The following is an 18076-nucleotide window of genomic DNA, read 5'->3' on the forward strand; positions in this document are numbered from 1 at the left end:
GAAGGACCTGAACGTGAGCGACATGCGGATCATCGATGCGCGCAGCCGGCCGCCGATAGCGGCGTTTCTCCCCGATCGCACGTACGTCAACCTGGAGCGCACCCTGCGCAACGTGCGGGCCAGGGGCTGGCGGCCGACGCCCAGCATGGAACGCCCCGACCTCGACGGCTACCTCACCGAATGCGACAAGGCGGGCATCGTGCGCGCCGGTATACCCGCGCGGGCGCCAAACCGGTGGTGGGGCGGGCAGGGCAACGAGCCGGTTCTCGCCGCCTGCGCGGAACGGCCGGAGTTCTTCTTCCCGTACGCGGCGGTGGACCCCTTCGCCGACGCCGCCGCCGAGTCGGTGGCCAGGCTCCACGAGCGTGGCACCCGCGCGATCGTCATAGAACCAGGCATCGCCGACGAACCAGCCTACGTTGACGATCCCAGGATCAACCCGGTGTACGAGGCGTGCCAGGCTCTCGGCCTGCCGGCGCTCCTGATGGGCGGCGGGGAGACCGGGCCCGACCTGTCGTTCAGCGACCCGCTGCGCTTCGAGCAGGTGGCGATCCGTTTCCCCGAGCTGCCGCTGGTGAACGTCCACGGTGGATGGCCGCTGGCGCAGGCGGCGCTGGGTGTGGCCTTCCGCCGCCCCAACGTGTGGCTGCTGCCGGACGTGTACTTTCCCGGCCTGCCCGGCGAGCACGACTACGTGCTGGCGATGCGCACGTACCTCGCGGACCGCTTCCTGTTCGCCACCGGCTACCCGTTCTGCCCGGTGCAGGCCACAGTGGACCGCTACCTGTCGTTCGGGCTGCCGGACGAAGTCGTGGAGAACGTGCTGTATCGCAACGCGGCCCGGCTCTTCGGATTGGATCCCCAATGATCGTGCAGGAGTTCCACGGGGCGGTCGCGGTGGTCACCGGGGCGGGCAGCGGCATCGGCCACGGTGTGGTGACCGCCCTGGCCGCACGCGGCGCCCAGGTTGTCGCGGCCGACCTCGACCCGGCCGGTCTGCCTGAGGCGCCCGGCATCCGGACCGTGACGGCCGATGTGACCAGCCCCGGCGACGTCCGGCGGGTCTTCGCCGCGGCCGACAGCCTGGGCGGGGCGGACCTGCTGGTCAACGCGGCGGGAATCGCGGTGACCAGGCCACTGCTGGAGCACACCGACGACGACTGGGACCGGGTGCTCGCCGTGAACCTCAAGGGCAGCTTCCTGTGCCTGCGCGAGGCCGCCCGCACGATGACGGCCCGGCGGCGGGGCTCCGTCGTGAACGTGTCCTCGATCGTGTCCATCATCGCCTCGCCCACACCCGAGATCGCCTACGACGCGAGCAAGGGCGGGGTGTCCCAGCTGACGCGCTCCGCCGCCGCCGAACTCGGCCCGCACGGCGTGCGCGTCAACGCCGTCGCCCCGGGACCGGTGCCCACCGCGCTGTACGGCCCGCCCGCCGGTGCCGTCGCCCGGAACATCCCGCTCGGACGGCTCGGCACGGTCGAGGACATCGTGGCCCCCATCCTCTTCCTCTGCTCCACCGCGGCGGCCTGGATCACCGGCCACGTGCTGGTGGTCGACGGCGGGCGGGTGCTCCGGTGAGAGGGCTGGAAGGCCGCGTGGCCGTGGTGACCGGCGGCGGCCGGGGAATCGGCGCGGCGGTGTGCCGACGGCTGGCCGAGGAGGGCGCGGCCGTGGCCGTACTCGACCTGGACCCCGAGCCCGCCGCACAGGTCGCGCGGACGCTGCCCGGGGCCGGCGCGTACGCGGCGGACGCGGGCGACCGGGCCGAGGTGGAGGACGTGGTCCGGCGCGTGCTGGCCAGGCACGGGCGGATCGACGTCCTCGTGCCGTGCGCGGGCGTCATGCGTGGCGCGCCCGTCACCGAGATGACCGACCAGAACTGGACCGAGGTGCTGACCAGCCACCTCACGGGGGCGTTCACCGCCGTGCGGGCCGTCACCCCGGCCATGACCGCCCAAGGGTACGGCCGGATCGTGCTCATCTCCTCGATCGCGGCACGCGGCATAGCCGGTCACGTCAACTACGGCACGGCCAAGGCCGGAATCGCCGGAATGGCTCGATCACTGGCCCTGGAGCTCGGCCCGCACGGCGTGACGGTCAACGCGGTGGCGCCCGGCTTCATCGCGACCAGGATGACCCGCGAGGGGGCCGAGCGCCGTGGGCGCACCTGGGAGGAGCACGCCGCGCAGGCGGCCGCGGGCATCGCGCTGCGCCGGATCGGCACACCGGAAGACGTCGCGGCCGTGGTCGCGTTCCTGGCCGGCGCCGACGCGGGCTATGTGACGGGCCAGGTGATCCACGTCAGTGGTGATCCCTGAGCTGTGCCGAATTCTCCATCGTGATCGCCGTCTTCGGCGCGACCAGCGCCGCGGCGTCGGCGTCCATCCGGGGCGGCCAGCTGCCCGGCTCGGGCAGATGCTCCCGGGCCAGCCGGAGCAGCTTCTCGATCGTCTTACGCCGTGGCGTGTCCGAACGGTAGAGGGCGGTCAGCACCCGGCGCGGCTTGTACGCTTCGTCGATCTCCACCACGTGCACATTGCTGCTCGGCAGCAGCGTCACCGCCCGGGGCACCACGGTCACCCCCATGCCGACCTCGACGAACCGGATCGCCATCTCCATCCAGCCGGTCTCGATCACCGGGGAGACCGACACCCCCGCCTTCGCGAAGAACTCGTCCAGCACGGTGCGCAGCGTGTACTGCTTGGGGAAGAGCACCAGCTGCTCGTCGCGCAGGGCCGCCAGGGGCACCGAGCCGTCGGCGATGAACGGGTGCCCGTCCGGCACCATGATCACCCAGTCATCCTCGAACAGGGAGTGCACCTCCATGCCGACACCCGGCGACACGGACAGCCCGTCGTCGCCGAGGCTCGCGATACCCAGGTCCAACTGCCCGATACTGACCTTCAGGAAGATCTCGGCGGTGATGATGTCCTCGATGCGGATGTCGAGCTTCTCGTGTGACCGGCTCAGGTTCGCCAGCACCTCCGGCAGCCAGACGAGCAGCGGTCCCATGGTGACTCCAAGCCGCAGCGGCTGGCCGCGGTGCCGCTGCCGGGACTTGGCCGACTGCTCCAGCTCGTTGGCGACGCTGAGCAGCAGCATCGCCTGGTCGAACAGGGCCTCGCCGTGCGCCGTCAGCCGCGCCCCGTGCCGTCCCCGGTCGAAGAGCCTGCAGCCCAGATGCCGCTCCAGCAGGAGAATCTGCTCGCTCAGCGCCGACTGGGTCACATGCAGCGCGGCTGAGGCCGCCGTGAAACTACCCCGCTGGGCGATTTCCACGAAGTACCGGTAATGCCTGAGCTCCGCAGCCATTCACGCAGCGTACGCCATACCATCGGCGGTCCCGATGGTTCGCATCGGCACTCTGCGTTGGACCCCTCCGCCGGCCGGTACCTACGGTCGAAGCTATGCAGATCATTGACGTGCACGGGCACATCAGCGCCCCGCTGGCACTGTACGCCTACCAGGCGCAGCTGATCGCGAGCAAGGGCTTCCACGGCAAGGGCCGCCCCGCCTGCTCCGACGAGGAGGTCGTCGACGCGGCCAAGCCCCATGTCGAACTGCTGCGCAAGCTCAGCGTGGACACCCAGTTCATCTCCCCCCGGCCGTTCGCGATGATGCACTCGCAGAAACCCGAGCGGATCGTGCACTGGTACACCGAACACGTCAACGACATGATCCACAAGCAGGTGACGGCCTACCCGGACGTCTTCGTGGGCGTGGCCGGTCTGCCGCAGTCCGCCGGGGTGAGCCCGGCCTGCGCCGTCGCCGAACTGGAGCGCTGCGTCACCGAACTGGGCTTCGTCGGCTGCGTGCTCAACCCGGACCCGGGCGAGGGCGACTACGCGAGCCCGCCCCTGGGCGACGAGTGGTGGTATCCGCTCTACGAGAAGATGGTGGAGCTGGACGTTCCCGCGCTAATCCACACCGCGGCCTGCGCCAACCCCCGGGAGTCGTACTCCAACCACTTCATCACCGAGGAGAGCATCGCGATCCTCTCCCTCGTGGAGTCGCGGGTCTTCACGGACTTCCCCGGCCTGAAGCTGATCGTGGCGCACGGTGGCGGCTCCATCCCATACCAGATCGGCCGCTGGCGTGCCCAGCGGCTGCAGAAGAACGCCGAGCGCTTCGACGACAGCCTGCGCCGCCTCTACTTCGACACCGTCCTGTACAGCCCCGAGGCGCTGGAACTGCTGCTCAAGGTAGCCGGCCCGGACCGCTGCCTGTTCGCCACCGAGGCGCCAGGGATCGGCTCCGGCTACGACCCGGAGGTCGGCCGCACGCTCGACGACCTCAAACCGGTGGTCGAAGGCATCGGCTGGCTCACCGCCGAACAGCGCGAAGCGGTCTTCCACGGCAACGCGCGCACGGTGTTCAGCCGCTGGAAGGCGGCGCTGTGACCGTGCCGATGGACCACCCGGGGCGTCGCGCCCGCTTCTCCGAGGCCCTCACGGCGGCAGGCATCGACCTCGCCTTCTGCCCACCATCGGGAGACCTGGAGTACCTGACCGGGTTCCCCCGTCGCATGGCCTCGTTCGGCAACAACGAGTACGCCAACCAGTGGGTCGCGGGCGCGCTCTTCCGCCCCGGCGCCGAACCCGTCTACGTGATCCCTCAGGGTTACGCCGCCTTCAACCTGCCCGGCGGCATCGACGGCGAGGTCGTCGCGGTCGCCAACACAGACGACGCGGCGACGGTGTTCGCCGGGCTCCTGCGCAAGCACGGCCCGCCCCGCACTGTCGCCGTGTCCGCGCGGACCTTCGGCGCGACCGCCGTACGCATCCTGGAAACCCTTCCGGAAGTACGCCTGGTCGATCTCGACACCGTGCTCAACCCGCTGCGCCGGGTGAAGTCCGCGGAGGAACTGCACGCCCTGGAGCGCGCGAGCCTCATCTGCGACACGGTGATGGCCGAGATCACGCCCCGGGTCGCGGTGGGCGTGACCGAACTGGAGATCGCCGCCGAAATCGACTACCTGATGCGCAAACATGGTGGGCGCACGTCCTCCTTCGACACCGGCGTCTTCGCGATGGGCCCCGGCGACGGCCGCGACGCCTCCACCCGCGTCAGCGCCAACGCCCTCGTGCCCGGCCTCGGAGTCTCCTTCGACTTCGGTACGGTCGTGGACGGCTACTGCTCCGACTTCGGCCGTACGGTGCACCTCGGCGAGCCCGGCGAAGAGTACCGCCGGGTCTACGACATCGTCATCGCCGCCCAGGCCGCCGGCATGGCCGCGGCCCTACCCGGCGCCACCGCCGCCGACGTGCACCGGGCCACCCGCCAAGTGATCGTCGACGCCGGTTACGGCGACCGGTTCCGCCACCGCACCGGCCACTGCATCGGCCTGGACACCCACGAGCGCCCCTTCATCTCCGAGGAGGACCACACGGTGCTGGAAGAAGGCATGACCTTCACCATCGAGCCGTCGATCTTCTGGCCCGGCCACGTCGGCGCCCGCGTCGAAGACCTCTTCGTCTGCACCCCCACCGGCGCCCACAGCCTCAACCGTTACCACCGCGAAATGGTGGTGGTCTGAGATGGCCAAACGCCGCCAGGTCATCGACGTGCCCGGCGTACGCCACGGCACCGCCCCCATCCCGATGGGCATCCGCATCGGAAACATGGTCTATTCCAGCGGCGTCCACGGCATGGACCCCGAATCCGGGCAAGTGCCCGAGGACCCCGCCCGTCAGGTGGAACTCGTCTTCCAGCACATGCGCACCATCGTGGAGAACGCCGGCGGCACCACAGACGACATCGCCATGGTCATCTTCAACCTCACCGATGACGCCCATCGACCCCTCGTACACGCCGAGTGGATCAAGATGTTTCCCCATGACGACGACCGCCCGGCCCGCAACACACACATCATGCCCCTCGGCATGGGCATGATCATCCACGTCCTGATGACCGCCGTCCTGGAATGACACCCCTGTGGAGGGCTAATGTGCGCGAGCCTGCGCCACGACGGCACCGGCCGCCGCTTCGAGCAGCCCGGTGTCCGACTGCAGGATCATCATCCGGAAACCGTGCCGCCCCAGTACTGAAGGGACTGTAAGAGCGCGGCGGGGGCCTATGATCACCGCTGTAACTTCTTTTTGGAACGAGGAGACGATCATGGACGAGCTCACGCGCGTTCCCGACGGCATCAACTCCAAGGTGCCGAGCTCGGCCAGGGTCTACGACTACCTCCTCGGAGGTAAGGACAACTACGCCGTGGACCGCGCCATCGCGGAACGGCTGCTGTCGGTCGCCCCGGACACCCGGGCGGTCGTGCGGGCGAACCGGGCCTTCCTCACCCGGGCCGTCAAATTCCTCGCCGAGCAGGGCGTCACCCAGTTCATCGACCTCGGCACCGGGATCCCCACCTCCCCGAGCGTGCACGAGGTCGCCAGGGAGATCCACCCCGAGGCCACCGTCGTGTACGTGGACAACGACCCCCTGGTCAAGGTGCACAACGACGCCCTGCTCGCCACCGACGACGGCGTGATCACCCTGGAGGCCGACATCCGCCGGCCCGAGGACATCATCGGGCACCCGGACGTGAAGGCGCTCATCGACTTCGACCGGCCGGTGGGGGTGCTTATGGTCACCGTCCTGCACTTCGTCTCCGACGAGGAGGGGGCGTACCGGATCGTCACCGCGTTCCGCGACAAGGTGGCCTCCGGCAGCTACGTGGTCATCTCGCACAGCAGCTCGGAGAGCGAGCCGGAGGTGCTCACGCAGCTCAAGGCGTCCACGGCCGGCAGCCCCGCGCAGTCCACCTTCCGCTCCCACGAGGAGATGCTCGACTTCTTCGAGGGCATGGAGATCGAGGAGCCCGGCCTCGTCCCCGTCCAGCGCTGGCGCCCGGCCATGGACTCCATCCGCAGCCGCCTCATCGTGGAAGGCGCCGTGGCCAGAAAGCCTTAGTCTGCAACGCGCACATTAATATTTATCTGATTCACCTCGGCACCCGATTTCTGGAGTCCTTTCAGGGCACCCTTGTCTTTTTCCACAACATTCCACGCACGCGTGCACATCTTGTTGACGGTGCCCGACACACCGATCGTGAAAAGATGGGTTCCGCCGGGGCGGATGTGAGCGGACATGGCCTGAGGAAGCCGCCATGCGCATTCGTCACCGCCCTGGGTCCCCTCCACGAGTTCGACGTCAAGCCATTTGGCCGCATCCGCGTTGATGACCAGCCACGTGCTTGTGGCGATCCTGCCGGGTTTCACGCTTTTGGGATTCGAAGTCTCGACAAAGGCGCGGAAACTCTCCGGCGCTGAGCTTTCTGGTTGTGGCTTGGGCGTGGGGCTGGGTTCGGGCTCCGACGCCTGGAGGGTATAGGGGACGGCGGCGCCCACCACGAGGGAGACGCCGACGATGAGGAAGGTGCGTCGCAGGTCGTTGAAGTGGCGGGCCGCGCCGGCCACGCTCTTCTGCAGGACATCGGTGAAGGAGGCGTCCGAGGACGCCTTCGGAACTTGCGTTCTTTCGATGGCGTCCGACAGGCAGCGCCACACCTTCAGGTGAAAGATCTGCGTGCTGTCGAGCAGTGTCGTCCGGAGCACGATGATGCGATCGCGCATCCGGGCGATCGCGTTCTCCGCATGCGATCCGATCAGATCGTCGGCGACCTTCCGGCGGAACTCCATCTGGTCGGGATCGAGCCGCTGCGCGTCCGCGGTCACCGTCCCACCGGTCAGCCGCTTGGCCGCGTCCCTGACGTACGCCTCCCAGGCGGCGGAATCGACGGTGAAACCACCGGCGCTGATCGGCGGATAGGCGACCGGAAGATCGGCTTCAAGCGTCCCCCGCAGCGCACGCGCGGCCACGGCCACCAACGCCGTCAGATCGTCAGGGCCGCCCACCCCGAGCAGCATCGCCCGGATCTGCCGGCCGGCGAACTCGGTGGGATTGCCCGGCGGGATCAACCCGGTCACCACCAGGATGTTCCGCCCGCCCTTGTTCATCAGGAGCAGGCCCGGCTTCTCGTCGTTGACCAGCCGCTGCAACCGGATGCCGTCGAAGCCCTCCTCGAAGATGTCCGCGGGCGAGAGCCGCGCGTCCCCCATCGGCTTCCAGTCGTAGTCGTCGGTGGCCCGCCTGCCCCGCGACTTCACGAACCAGGACAGGCTCATGACGCCCGCTCACTGATGAGCAGCGGGTGATCCTGCACGATGGCGAAGCCGCCCGAGGTCCTGCAGTCCTTGGCCACCTCGTAGACCGCGTTCGCCAGGGCGAGGTCGGTGCCGATGATGCTCTCCCACAACGTCTTGACCAGGCCCCGGTCGTTGGTCCTGTACTTGTTGATGATGAAACGCAACGCGTAGCGCAGCAGCTGGTCGGTGTCCATGGGGGCGTACTTCAGACCGGCCTTCTTGAGCCGGAAGTGGAAGATCGGATGGCCGGTCTGCTCCTCCTCCAGCCGGGTGAAGATGACCGAGCCGACCGTCTGGACCGGCGTCAGCACGCAGGCCGTGCGGGCCCGCACGGCCCCGCCCCCGAGCTGGCTGAGCAACGGCCGGTACGCGCGATGCACCCGATCGGCCAGCTCGTTCGCCCCATCAGAAGTGGCCATCCACTTCTCGCACTTCAAGGGCGCCAGCAGGATCAGCCGCGGCGTGTCGATCGACACCATGCGCATGATCGTGTCGATGACGATGCCGGGAGCGTTCACGAAATTGTGGTACCTGCCGTCGCGCTCCATGAGCGCGGGGGTGTCGATCGCCACGACCACGACGTCAGCCCGGTTCATCGCCCGGTCGAACATGTTGCTGCCGTCGATCTCCGGGCTGATCAGGTATTTCCCCGGGTAATCGGTGAAACGCAGGTCGAATAACGGGGGGCGGCCCTTCCTGCCGACCTGGAAGAGATACTCGCGCACCTCACCGGTGCCGGCCAGGCCGTCCTTGGCGCGCACGGTGTCGGTGACCCGGTGCAGGTCGTTGATGTACCCCTGCAGCGTGACCGAGGTGGCGCGCTCGGCCACCAGCGCGAGGTCGGCCGTGCCGATGACGTTGCCGAACTGCTCGTACATGGAGGCCAGCAACGTGGTCTTGCCGACGCCCACCGCGCCCAGCATGGTCACATCGATGATGGCCGCCTCACCGCGCGCGCCAAGGACCTGCTTCACCGCGTCTCCCCTTCTCACAGCATCGCCTTCAATCGCTCGATTGCCTCGTTCCACAGCTGCAGGCGAACGGTGTCCGCGGCGAGCGCGTCGAACTCGTCCGACCAGATCTCGGAGCGATAGCGCCGGTAGATGCGCTCCCACTCGCGGGACACTCCGCGGGAGCGCAGCACGCGGTCGCAGAACTCCTCGACGATGGCGAACACCGCGCCGTTGGGTTCGGAGACCAGGCCGGACAGCGCGTTCTCGCACTGGTAGACCGCCTCGTCGTAGGCGACCTGGAGGCTTTCCCTGATGCTCTGCGGGGTCTGCGCGCCCCTGGGCGTGTAGGTGCCCTCGTGGTCGGCGCTCATCCCGTCCAGGCAGGGGCGGATACGGTGCTGGAAGAAGCCGCGGTAGGAGAGGCCGAAGTCGGCGACGACGTCCAGGGCGTACCGGATCTCGCTGCTGCCGTCGGAGCGGACCAGGCCGATCAGCCCGGACATGTCCCGCAGGAATTCGCGGCCTTCCTTCTCGCTCAGGTGGCGGAACTCGCCGTCCTCGCGCAGCACGGTGGCCAGTTGCTCCCACATGTGCCCGACGGTCATGTTGAGCGCGTCTTCCAGTTCCAGGAACTGCCGGGACAGATACGCGCGGGTCTCCTCCATCAGGTCGCTGAAGGCGCCCGCGAACGCGCCGCCCCGGTTCCGCCGCCTGGTGATCTCGTCGACCGTCGGTATTCCGTCGCCCTCCTTGACCCTTTTGATCACGGCGGCGACGGCTTTCGCCAACGCGGAGTCGGGGGCGTCCCGGTCGGCCCTGAACTTGTCGACCAGCCGCACGATGGCGCCGGTCAGGTTGTCGTAGGTCTGGTCGAACAGGTCGTCGAACTTGTTCTCGGACACGTCCCCCAGGTGCGCGAACTGCGGCACGACCGGGGACTGGCCAGCCAGCAGCCGTACCTCCTGGTCGATCTCGGCGACCCGCCGCACCCGCTCGGTGATGATCGCCTCATCGAGCGACTCGAGGTTGTCGACCAGGTAGTCGACGATCGGGTCGAACGCCGCGATCACCTCGTCGGTCTTCGAGCAGTCCGCGATGTACGACCCCGCGACCCGGATCACCGACTTTCCAAGCCCGGCCTGGAACGCCTGCGCGCTGGCGAGATTGTCCTGGTCGACGCTCTCCCGGTGGTTGAGGATCATGAACGCGCGGCGTTCCATCGCGATCTCGGGAAGGGCGCTCTGGGCGATGCCGTACAGCTCGACGTCGAACTCGTGGATGTCGTCGCCCTCGGGGTTGGGCCGCCGGACGAACAGCACCAGGTCGACGTCGTCCTTGAGCGCGGCGAGCAGCACCCGGGAGTCGCCGAGGTTGGTGTCCCCGAGACCGGGCAGGTCGATGACCGCGATCCCGGTCAGGTCGCTCTGCTTGAACTTGGTGGAGATCTCCACGTGCCGTACGGCCCGGAAGGTGTGCTGGGGTTTGCCGTCGAGGTCGTCCTGCGCGACGAACCCGCGGATCATGTCGTCGCCGACCCGTTCCGGGGAGGAGTGGCCGATGAGGTTGCCGTACGCGGAGAACGTGGTGTGGTAGTCGCGTAAGTGGCCGTACGCGCTGACGGCCGTCGCCGTCGACGCCCGATCGGCCGGCAGGGCGGGCAGTGGCTCGACGCCGAAGGCGCGGGCGGTGACCGGGCGGGCGCCCAGGCCGTACTTGTCGTAGTAGGGCCCGAGGACCTCGTCCACGAACGAGCGCTCGGAGTGATAGTAGACGTCGGCGTAGGTGTGCCCGTCGAAGTGGCGGATCGTGCTGGGCACCCCGGTGCAGAAGCCACCAGAACCGTCGGGGATCTCCCGGTTCGTGAGCCCTGTCAGGCTCTGCAGGAACCGGCTCTTGCCCTGCCGGGCCCGGCCCACCACCCCGATGTTGATCGTCATCCGCCGCAGCCGCGCCAGCGCCCGGTTCAGCGCGGCACGTTCCAAAGCGACCTTGTCGATCAGTTCGCGCACCACGGGCCCGAGGGCCGCGAGATGTTCCCCGCGCTCGGAGCCGATCCTGGCGAGCAGGTCGGCCCGGGCCTTCTCCAGGCTGAGCAGCCCGGTCTCCAGATCGGCCAGATGGGTCTCCAGCGCCTCGGTCTTCTGCGCGTTCTCCACCCGGCGGGCACGAATGGCCTCGATCTTCTCGACCCGGCCCATAGTCACCTCCACGAGAGCTGCGAAAGGTATATGTCCGTTGTATCACTGAAGATAGCTATATGGACGCGGGTTCTGGTGCCTTTGGGTTGCGAAACCCTGACGGGTCTTCGGCGGTCGCGAAGATCTGCCGCCATTTGACTCCCGGCAGGTCCAGCGGCGTGTCCGGGATGCGTAGCTTGGGAGAGGTGAGCGCCACCGAGTACCTGCCGATCGGGGAACACGGGCTGATCGGCAACCTGCGGACGGTCGCCCTCGTGGGCACCAACGGCACGATCGACTGGTACTGCTGCCCCGACTTCGACTCGCCCAGCGTGTTCGGCGCGCTGCTCGACGCCGACCTCGGCGGATCGTTCGAGCTGGCCGCCGACACGCCGGCGGCGACCAAGCAGTTCTACTTTCCCGACACGAATGTCCTGATCACGCGGTTCGCCGCCGCGGACGGTGTGGGCGAGGTGCAGGACTTCATGCCCATCGCCGACGACTCCCCCGGCTCCGGCCGCCATCGGCTGATCCGGCAGGTGACGTGCGTGCGCGGGAGCCTGCCGTTCCGGGCCACGATCGCGCCCCGCTTCGGTTACGCGACGGAGCCGCACACCGTACAGGTGTCCGGGGACCACGTGACGTTCGAGTCGCCGTCCCTGGCCCTCAGCCTGACCGCCACCGTCCCGCTGGAATCCGACGGGCGGGACGTGCGGGCGCGATTCGTCCTCGGCGAGGGTGAACAGGCGGTGTTCGCGTTCGACCGGGCCGGCGAGGACATCGCGCTGCGCACCTGCCCGGTGCGGGAGGCGCAGGAGGAGTTCATCGCCACCGTGCGGTACTGGCGGAACTGGCTGTCGGCCTCCCGCTACCGGGGCCGCTGGCGCGAGGTCGTGCACCGCTCCGCGCTCACCCTGAAACTGCTCACGTACGCGCCCAGCGGCGGCATCGTCGCCGCCCCCACCACCAGCCTGCCCGAGCAGGTCGGCGGCCCCCGCAACTGGGACTACCGCTACGTGTGGATCCGCGACGCCGCCTTCTGCGTCTACGCCCTGCTGCGGCTTGGCTTCACCGAGGAGGCGGAAGCCTTCATGGGCTTCCTGACCCGCCACGCCATCCTCGACAGCGCCCGCGCCGAGGGCCCGCTCCAGATCATGTACGGCATCGACGGCCGCCGCGACCTCCCCGAACGCGAACTCACCCACCTGGAGGGCTACCGCGGCTCCGCGCCCGTACGCATCGGCAACGCCGCCGCCGGCCAGCTCCAGCTCGACATCTACGGGGCGCTCGTCGACTCGGTCTACCTCTACAACAAGTGGGGCCAGCCGATCTCCAGCGACCGCTGGGACGAGCTGTGCGCCATCGTCAACTGGGTCTGCCAGAACTGGGACCAGCCCGACGAGGGCATCTGGGAGACCCGCGGCGGGCGCAAGAACTTCGTGTACTCCCGGCTGATGTGCTGGGTGGCCATCGAGCGCGCCATCCGCGTGGCCAGCCACCGCGGCCTACCCGCCGACCTCACCTACTGGCAGCGAACCCGGGACACGATCTACCGCCAGATCATGGACCGCGGCTGGTCCGACAAGCTGGCCGCCTTCGTCCAGCACTTCGACGACAACGTCCCCGACGCCGCGATCCTCATGATGCCGCTGGCCAAGTTCGTCTCCCCCACCGACCCGAAATGGCTCTCCACCCTCGACGCCCTCACCGGCAAACTCGTCTCCGACTCCCTGGTCTACCGCTACGACCCCGAAACCAGCCCCGACGGCCTCCCCGGCAAGGAGGGCACCTTCTCCGTCTGCTCCTTCTGGTACGTCGAAACCCTGGCCCGCGCCGGCCGCCTCGACGAAGCCCGCCTGGCCTTCGAGAAAATGCTCACCTACGCCAACCACGTCGGCCTCTACGCCGAGCAAATAGGCCACACCGGCGAACAACTCGGCAACTTCCCCCAGGCCCTCACCCACCTCGCCTTGATCAGCGCCGCCTTCAACCTCGACCACGCCCTCGGCTGAGAGTGTCCGGAAACGCGTTGCCCGTTCGTCATGGTGGTGAGGTCACGACAACCGAGGAGCGACGATGAAATACATGATGTTCGTGTGCAGCGACACCGAGCCCGACACCAGCACGGCCGAATGGCCCGATATCGAGGTGTGGGTGTCGGAGAACGACGCGCGGGGCCGTCGGCTGGAGGGCAGCAAGCTGGCGGCGGTGTCCGCGGCCACGACGGTCCGGGTCCGCAACGGGGAGTTGCTGGTCTCGGATGGGCCGTTCGCCGAGACCAAGGAGGTGATCGTGGGGTTCGACCTGCTGGAGTGCGCCGATCTGGACGAGGCGATCGAGGTGGCCCGCGCGCACCCGATGGCCTGGGGCGGGCGGCTGGAGCTGCGTCCGCTGGTCGACCTGTAGGGCCGTCGGCGTGAGCGATTCGCCCGCGGTCGCGGCGGCCGTCGTGGCCGCGGGCAAGGACGCGTACGCGCGGATCGTGGCCGCGCTGATTCGCGTCACCGGCGACTGGACGCTGGCCGAGGACTGCGCCCAGGAGGCGCTGGCGCTCGCCCTGCAACGGTGGCCCGGGGAGGGCGTGCCGGGCAATCCGGGCGGGTGGCTGATGACGGTGGCGCGCAACCGCGCGATCGACGTGCTGCGCCGCGCGTCGGTCGAACGCCGCAAGCTGGCCGAACTGGCGATCCTCGCCGATCTTGGACCTGCCCCTGGAGAGGCGGATGTGGTGGACGACCGGCTGCGGCTCATCTTCACCTGCTGCCACCCGGCGCTCGCCCTTGAGGCGCGGGTGGCGCTGACGTTGCGGACGATCGGCGGGGTGCCCACGGCCGACATCGCGCGGGCGTTCCTGGTCAGCGAGTCGGCGATGACCCGGCGCCTCACCCGGGCCAAGACGAAGATCGCGGATGCCGGTATCCCGTACCGGGTGCCGACCGGCCCGGCGCTCGCCGAGCGACTGCCCGGCGTGCTGGCGGTGCTGTACCTGCTGTTCACCCACGGCTACAATCCCGACGGCCGGCCCGCCTTCGCCGACGAGGCGATCCGCCTGGCCCGGCTGCTCCGGGAGCTCATGCCCGGTCAGAGCGAGGTGTCCGCGCTGCTGGCGCTGTTCCTGTTCCAGCACTCCCGGCGGGACGCCCGCCGCGACGAGCACGGCAACCTGCTCACCCTCGACAAGCAGGACCGGCTCCGCTGGGACCGCGCCGCCATCGCCGAGGCCGTGGAGATCCTCGCCACGGCACGCGAGGACGGCCCGTACGCGCTGCAGGCCAGGATCGCCGCCTGCCACGCCACCGCCGACGCCACCGACTGGCCCGCGATCGCCCTGCTGTACGACCGGCTCGCCCGGATCCAGCCCTCACCGGTGATCGAACTGAACCGAGCCGTGGCGCACGGCTACGCGCACGGCCCCGCCGCCGGGCTGGCCCTGCTCGCCCAGGCCCGCGCCGGCGGCGCGCTGGACGGCTACCCGCTCGCCATCGCCGTGGAAGCCGACCTCACCGCCCGCCACGGCGACCCCACCCGAGCCGCCGCCCTGTTCCGCCAGGCCGCCGCCGTCGCCCCATCCGACTCCGAACGCCGCGCCCTCCTCGACCGCGCCGACGAGTCCCGCAGGCCACCCTCGGGTGGTGCCTCTTGAGGTCATGCTGAGGCGCGTAACTTCGGGGCGATGTAGGTGCCGAGGGCGTTGATGGATTCGGATACGGCTTTGGTTGGGAGGCCGCCCCAGTCGGCGAGTACTTGGAGGCGGTCGAAATTCACGGCGTTGCGGAGCTTGAGGAGTTTCTCTGTGACGGCGTCCGGAGTGCCGATCATGAGTGCCTGGTTGGGGGACATGCCGTGGTGGAAGGCGTCGGGGGTGACGACGAATCCTGGGCTGCCAGGGCGCTTGGGTCTGAGGAAGTCGTGGTAGTACGGGTACGTTGCCGCTGCTTCGGCATGGGTTGGCGCGGTGAAGTAGTGGAGGGCGACGCCCAGTCGTAGGCGGTCGGCCAGGCCGGCTGCTTGGCCCGCGGCGTGGTAGGTGTCGGCGAGGACGCGGAGTTGTTGTGGTGTCCCGCCGAGGTAGCCGACCGTCATGGGGAGGCCGAGGTGTCCCGCGCGCCGGGCGCTTTCGGGTGAGCCGCCCACGCCGATCCATACGGGGAGCGGGTCCTGAACGGGGCGTGGGGGGATGTCCATGCCCGGGATCGGCGGGCGGTGGCGGCCGGTCCAGGTGACGTGTTCGGTTCGGCGTAGTTCCAGGAGGAGCTGGAGCTTCTCGGCGAACAGTTCGTCATAGTGGTCGAGGCTGTATCCGAAGAGGGCGAAGGGATCGGGGAACGCGCTTCGCCCGACGGTGAGTTCCGCCCGGCCGCCACTGATCAGGTCGAGGGTGGCGAAGTCCTGGAAGAGGCGGACGGGGTCGTGGACGCTCAGGAGGCTGACGGCCGTGGTGAGGCGGAGCCGTGTGGTACGCGCGGCGATGGCGGCCAGGAGAACGGCCGGTGAGGCGACCGCGAAGTCGGGGGTGTGATGTTCGCCGACGCCGATGTGGTCGAGTCCGACGCTGTCGGCCAGTTCGGCTTGGGCCAGGATCTGCCGGATGCGTTCTTCGACCGTGTGGTGGGTGCCGTCAGGGCGTACGGGCTGGAAGTCGCTGAGGGTGGCGATGCCGATGTCCATGGGGGTCAGGCCTGCTCGCGCCTGGTCGCGTGCTCCTCGTCGACGGGGATGGCCATCACGGCTCCTTGCTATGAAAATAATGGGAACTATAAAAAACATAGCTGATATGATCGCCGCATGACAAGTGAGGCGGAAGCGGGCGGCCACGCGGCGCTCGGGTTCTGCCCTCAGTTCCATGCCGCCATCGAGCTGATCGGCCGCCGGTGGAACGGCGTGATCCTGCAGCGTCTGCTCGCCGGGCCGCTGCGTTTCTCCGAGATACGTAAAGGTGTTCCTCGCCTGACCGACGCGATGTTGTCCCAGCGCCTTCGCGAGTTGGAGGACGCCGGCATCGTCGTCCGGGAAGTGGGCACCGACCGGCCCGTCCAGGTCGTCTACGCACTCACCGACGTCGGCCGCCGCCTCTCGCCCGTCCTTGACGCGGTCGCCGAGTGGAGCAACGAATGGGCGGCGAGCCGCTAGCCCGTGTTGCTCAGAGCGATTGGGGTGTTGAGGTTGCCGGTGCGGCAGCTGCACGAGGGGCAGGAAGAGTTCGTCGACGCGCTGACGGTGCTGATCGTCGGCGCCGGCCCGACCGGGCTGACGCTGGCCTGCGAGTGGACTCTTCGTGTCGTCGGACAACCGACGGGCCTCGACGACATCAAGACGGGTGTGCGGGGTGGCGTTCGAGGCCCCAGCTGCGGATGTCCGCAGCTGGGGTTAAGCGATCGGCGTGCGTGATGCCGCCGCCACCACGATCATGATGCTGTGTTTCGCGGCGATGGGTTCTGGTTACGAGACCTGGGCAGTGGAAGCGGTCCAGGTGTTGCAGTACTTGGGGTTGCGGGAGTTGAAGCCGCGGTTCAGCCAATACGTGATGGCCTTGGCTGAGCCGTAGATGTAGCCGATCTCTTTGCTCTTCTCGCGGACGATGGACTTCCACTCGGCCGTCTTGCGGGGCATCGACTTGTAGACGCTCGCGGTGAAGGCGGCACCCAGGCAGGCGGCTTGCAGGTTGAGGCGGCGGACGCTCTCGGCGAACCCCTCCTCGTCCTCATCGGGGTTGGGGGCGGTCTCGGCCCAGCCGGCGTCGATGCCCGTGAGAGTCTGGACGTGCTCGCCGTACAGTTCGGCCGTGGTGAGGAAGATGTAGAGGTCGTTGGGCTCGAGGTTGAGCAAGCGCCGGTCGAGCACGATGGCGATCGTCCGATTGAGGAAGCAGTAGTCGTAAATTGTCTCTTTCTCCCACTTGCTGCCGCAGAAGCGGGCGGGGTTCTTGGACAGCAGCGTGACCTTGGGTTTCGCGAACTTGTGGCCGGTCTTGGCCAGGTGCTTGGACCAGGCTTTGTTGAGGCAGCCCACCACGCTGGTCACGTACGCCTTGGCAATGGGGACGTTGTTGCGTTTGCTGATCGGCTTCTCGGCGCAGGTGGTGCGGGCGATGGCGCCGGCGGTGTAGAGGCGGTTCACGGCGGGGTCGTCGGCAACACGTGCGAACGCGGCGCTGCTCGGGATCAAGCTGGCGGCGAGGAACGCGGCGATGGGAACCATGATTCGGATCACGAGTCCCATATCGTTGTGGATCGCTTACTGCATGGCAAATTGATTGTTAGGTCACATCCGGGCAGCAGTGAGGCAGGAAGGCCGGGGACCTCGCCCGAGAAATCTTCGATGCGGAGTTGGGTTTCTCAGCGACCCGACATACAAGCCCGCCGACCGCGGATCCAGGGCGGATACAACCCTGTTCGGCGATGCCGATCCGGCAGCGCAGGCAGAAGCCGCTCAAGCTCATGGTCGAGGTCACCGGGGTGATCGACGCACCGGCCGAGAAGACTTGGCCGCTGCTTCGAGACTCCCTCGCGCCAAAGGAGGTGTACGGCATGACGGCCGCCTACAGGGCGGCTGGTGGTACCGCGGCGAATGGACCGCGGAGCCCGACGGAGAGCGCACTCGGGTGACCCACCGGGTCTATAACGTCGCGCAATGGATGCGCTGGGGCGTGGTGGCTCTTGCTCGTTGGATGGCTGAAAGCTCGGCGCGCTGTGGAACAGGCAGGTAACAAGATCGCCCGTTAATGTTAACAAACCGGGCATACGGTGCGAACCGCCCGGCGTTCGTCGTTGATTCGCGGTGACGGCGGGGCTCCACC

At 68.4% G+C, this 18076-nt stretch carries 19 protein-coding genes; 13 read left to right on the forward strand and 6 right to left on the reverse strand.

What is annotated here, in order from left to right; translation table 11 throughout:
• The first annotated feature begins 22 nt into the window (after positions 1-22).
• The 3 genes from Amac_RS26850 to Amac_RS26860 are packed head-to-tail and all read left to right on the forward strand — an operon-like array spanning position 23 to position 2321.
• Positions 23-868, forward strand: coding sequence for an amidohydrolase family protein (locus Amac_RS26850; protein ID WP_246268729.1), 846 nt, complete (start codon positions 23-25; stop codon positions 866-868).
• Positions 865-1581, forward strand: a complete 717-nt coding sequence (locus Amac_RS26855; protein ID WP_155357186.1) for an SDR family NAD(P)-dependent oxidoreductase — start codon at positions 865-867, stop codon at positions 1579-1581. Before Amac_RS26850 ends, Amac_RS26855 begins: the two co-directional genes overlap by 4 nt.
• Entirely contained in the window at positions 1578-2321 is a 744-nt protein-coding gene (locus Amac_RS26860; protein ID WP_155357187.1) for an SDR family NAD(P)-dependent oxidoreductase, read from the forward strand. The genes Amac_RS26855 and Amac_RS26860 overlap by 4 nt, the downstream gene beginning before the upstream one ends.
• On the opposite strand, the gene Amac_RS26865 is transcribed toward Amac_RS26860, so the two are convergent.
• Positions 2305-3315, reverse strand: a complete 1011-nt coding sequence (locus tag Amac_RS26865; protein ID WP_155357188.1) for a LysR family transcriptional regulator — start codon at positions 3313-3315, stop codon at positions 2305-2307. The genes Amac_RS26860 and Amac_RS26865 overlap by 17 nt on opposite strands.
• 95 nt (positions 3316-3410) lie before the next feature.
• Between Amac_RS26865 and Amac_RS26870 the strand changes: the two genes are divergently transcribed.
• The 4 genes from Amac_RS26870 to Amac_RS26885 all read left to right on the forward strand — a co-directional run bounded on the left by Amac_RS26870 (position 3411) and on the right by Amac_RS26885 (position 6915).
• Positions 3411-4403 carry an amidohydrolase family protein gene (locus tag Amac_RS26870; RefSeq protein ID WP_155357189.1) on the forward strand — a complete coding sequence of 331 codons (993 nt, stop codon included), beginning with the start codon at positions 3411-3413 and terminating at the stop codon, positions 4401-4403.
• Entirely contained in the window at positions 4400-5539 is a 1140-nt protein-coding gene (locus Amac_RS26875; protein ID WP_155357190.1) for a M24 family metallopeptidase, read from the forward strand. The genes Amac_RS26870 and Amac_RS26875 overlap by 4 nt, the downstream gene beginning before the upstream one ends.
• 1 nt (position 5540) lies before the next feature.
• Positions 5541-5930 (forward strand): RidA family protein, encoded by a 390-nt coding sequence (locus Amac_RS26880; protein ID WP_155357191.1) that lies wholly within the window; start codon positions 5541-5543, stop codon positions 5928-5930.
• A 190-nt stretch (positions 5931-6120) separates the two neighbouring features.
• The gene (locus Amac_RS26885) at positions 6121-6915 is read left to right on the forward strand and encodes an SAM-dependent methyltransferase (RefSeq protein WP_155357192.1); all 795 of its coding nucleotides are present in this window, start codon (positions 6121-6123) and stop codon (positions 6913-6915) included.
• On the opposite strand, the gene Amac_RS26890 is transcribed toward Amac_RS26885, so the two are convergent.
• Genes Amac_RS26890 through Amac_RS26900 form a run of 3 tightly spaced genes read right to left on the reverse strand, consistent with a single transcriptional unit; the run spans position 6912 to position 11301 of the window.
• Complete coding sequence (locus Amac_RS26890) at positions 6912-8129, reverse strand: hypothetical protein (protein ID WP_155357193.1); 1218 nt, start codon at positions 8127-8129, stop codon at positions 6912-6914. The two genes, Amac_RS26885 and Amac_RS26890, sit on opposite strands and share 4 nt — an antisense overlap.
• Positions 8126-9124: a hypothetical protein gene (locus Amac_RS26895; protein WP_155357194.1), complete on the reverse strand. Its 999-nt coding sequence runs from the start codon at positions 9122-9124 to the stop codon at positions 8126-8128. Before Amac_RS26895 ends, Amac_RS26890 begins: the two co-directional genes overlap by 4 nt.
• A 14-nt stretch (positions 9125-9138) precedes the next feature.
• Positions 9139-11301, reverse strand: a complete 2163-nt coding sequence (locus Amac_RS26900) for a hypothetical protein (RefSeq protein WP_155357195.1) — start codon at positions 11299-11301, stop codon at positions 9139-9141.
• 185 nt (positions 11302-11486) lie between these two features.
• Between Amac_RS26900 and Amac_RS26905 the strand changes: the two genes are divergently transcribed.
• The 3 genes from Amac_RS26905 (at position 11487) to Amac_RS26915 (ending at position 14923) form a co-directional block, all read left to right on the forward strand.
• Positions 11487-13292 (forward strand): glycoside hydrolase family 15 protein, encoded by a 1806-nt coding sequence (locus Amac_RS26905; RefSeq protein ID WP_246268720.1) that lies wholly within the window; start codon positions 11487-11489, stop codon positions 13290-13292.
• A 64-nt stretch (positions 13293-13356) separates the two neighbouring features.
• Positions 13357-13686, forward strand: coding sequence for a YciI family protein (locus Amac_RS26910; protein WP_155357197.1), 330 nt, complete (start codon positions 13357-13359; stop codon positions 13684-13686).
• Positions 13687-13696: 10 nt separating this feature from the next.
• On the forward strand, positions 13697-14923 hold the full coding sequence (locus Amac_RS26915; RefSeq protein ID WP_155357198.1) for an RNA polymerase sigma factor: 1227 nt from the start codon (positions 13697-13699) through the stop codon (positions 14921-14923).
• 2 nt (positions 14924-14925) lie between these two features.
• Here the strand turns inward: Amac_RS26915 and Amac_RS26920 are convergent, their stop codons facing one another.
• Positions 14926-15948, reverse strand: a complete 1023-nt coding sequence (locus Amac_RS26920; RefSeq protein WP_155357199.1) for an LLM class flavin-dependent oxidoreductase — start codon at positions 15946-15948, stop codon at positions 14926-14928.
• 117 nt (positions 15949-16065) lie between these two features.
• On the opposite strand from Amac_RS26920, the gene Amac_RS26925 reads away from it, so the two are divergent.
• Both Amac_RS26925 and Amac_RS26930 read left to right on the forward strand, forming a co-directional pair.
• Positions 16066-16410, forward strand: coding sequence for a winged helix-turn-helix transcriptional regulator (locus tag Amac_RS26925; RefSeq protein ID WP_155357200.1), 345 nt, complete (start codon positions 16066-16068; stop codon positions 16408-16410).
• Between the two features lie 24 nt (positions 16411-16434).
• Positions 16435-16668: a hypothetical protein gene (locus tag Amac_RS26930; protein ID WP_155357201.1), complete on the forward strand. Its 234-nt coding sequence runs from the start codon at positions 16435-16437 to the stop codon at positions 16666-16668.
• A 51-nt stretch (positions 16669-16719) separates the two neighbouring features.
• Here Amac_RS26930 and Amac_RS26935 read toward each other — a convergent pair whose 3' ends face one another.
• Positions 16720-17478 carry a hypothetical protein gene (locus Amac_RS26935; protein ID WP_155357202.1) on the reverse strand — a complete coding sequence of 253 codons (759 nt, stop codon included), beginning with the start codon at positions 17476-17478 and terminating at the stop codon, positions 16720-16722.
• Positions 17479-17678: 200 nt separating this feature from the next.
• Here Amac_RS26935 and Amac_RS26940 point away from each other — a divergent pair, with 200 nt between their 5' ends.
• Positions 17679-17885 (forward strand): hypothetical protein, encoded by a 207-nt coding sequence (locus tag Amac_RS26940; protein ID WP_155357203.1) that lies wholly within the window; start codon positions 17679-17681, stop codon positions 17883-17885.
• Positions 17886-18076 lie beyond the last annotated feature (191 nt).

This window comes from Acrocarpospora macrocephala, assembly GCF_009687865.1.
GTDB classification, from domain to species: Bacteria; Actinomycetota; Actinomycetes; order Streptosporangiales; family Streptosporangiaceae; genus Acrocarpospora; species Acrocarpospora macrocephala.

Excerpts from the sequence above, each read along its gene's own strand:
- Amac_RS26850 (WP_246268729.1), top strand. The coding sequence starts at position 23 with ATGCGGATCATCGATGCGCGCAGCCGGCCGCCGATAGCGGCGTTTCTC.
- Amac_RS26855 (WP_155357186.1), top strand. The coding sequence starts at position 865 with ATGATCGTGCAGGAGTTCCACGGGGCGGTCGCGGTGGTCACCGGGGCG.
- Amac_RS26865 (WP_155357188.1), bottom strand. The coding sequence starts at position 3,315 with ATGGCTGCGGAGCTCAGGCATTACCGGTACTTCGTGGAAATCGCCCAG.
- Amac_RS26870 (WP_155357189.1), top strand. The coding sequence starts at position 3,411 with ATGCAGATCATTGACGTGCACGGGCACATCAGCGCCCCGCTGGCACTG.
- Amac_RS26880 (WP_155357191.1), top strand. The coding sequence starts at position 5,541 with ATGGCCAAACGCCGCCAGGTCATCGACGTGCCCGGCGTACGCCACGGC.
- Amac_RS26885 (WP_155357192.1), top strand. The coding sequence starts at position 6,121 with ATGGACGAGCTCACGCGCGTTCCCGACGGCATCAACTCCAAGGTGCCG.
- Amac_RS26890 (WP_155357193.1), bottom strand. The coding sequence starts at position 8,129 with ATGAGCCTGTCCTGGTTCGTGAAGTCGCGGGGCAGGCGGGCCACCGAC.
- Amac_RS26900 (WP_155357195.1), bottom strand. The coding sequence starts at position 11,301 with ATGGGCCGGGTCGAGAAGATCGAGGCCATTCGTGCCCGCCGGGTGGAG.
- Amac_RS26910 (WP_155357197.1), top strand. The coding sequence starts at position 13,357 with ATGAAATACATGATGTTCGTGTGCAGCGACACCGAGCCCGACACCAGC.
- Amac_RS26920 (WP_155357199.1), bottom strand. The coding sequence starts at position 15,948 with ATGGACATCGGCATCGCCACCCTCAGCGACTTCCAGCCCGTACGCCCT.
- Amac_RS26925 (WP_155357200.1), top strand. The coding sequence starts at position 16,066 with ATGACAAGTGAGGCGGAAGCGGGCGGCCACGCGGCGCTCGGGTTCTGC.
- Amac_RS26935 (WP_155357202.1), bottom strand. The coding sequence starts at position 17,478 with ATGGTTCCCATCGCCGCGTTCCTCGCCGCCAGCTTGATCCCGAGCAGC.
- Amac_RS26940 (WP_155357203.1), top strand. The coding sequence starts at position 17,679 with ATGCCGATCCGGCAGCGCAGGCAGAAGCCGCTCAAGCTCATGGTCGAG.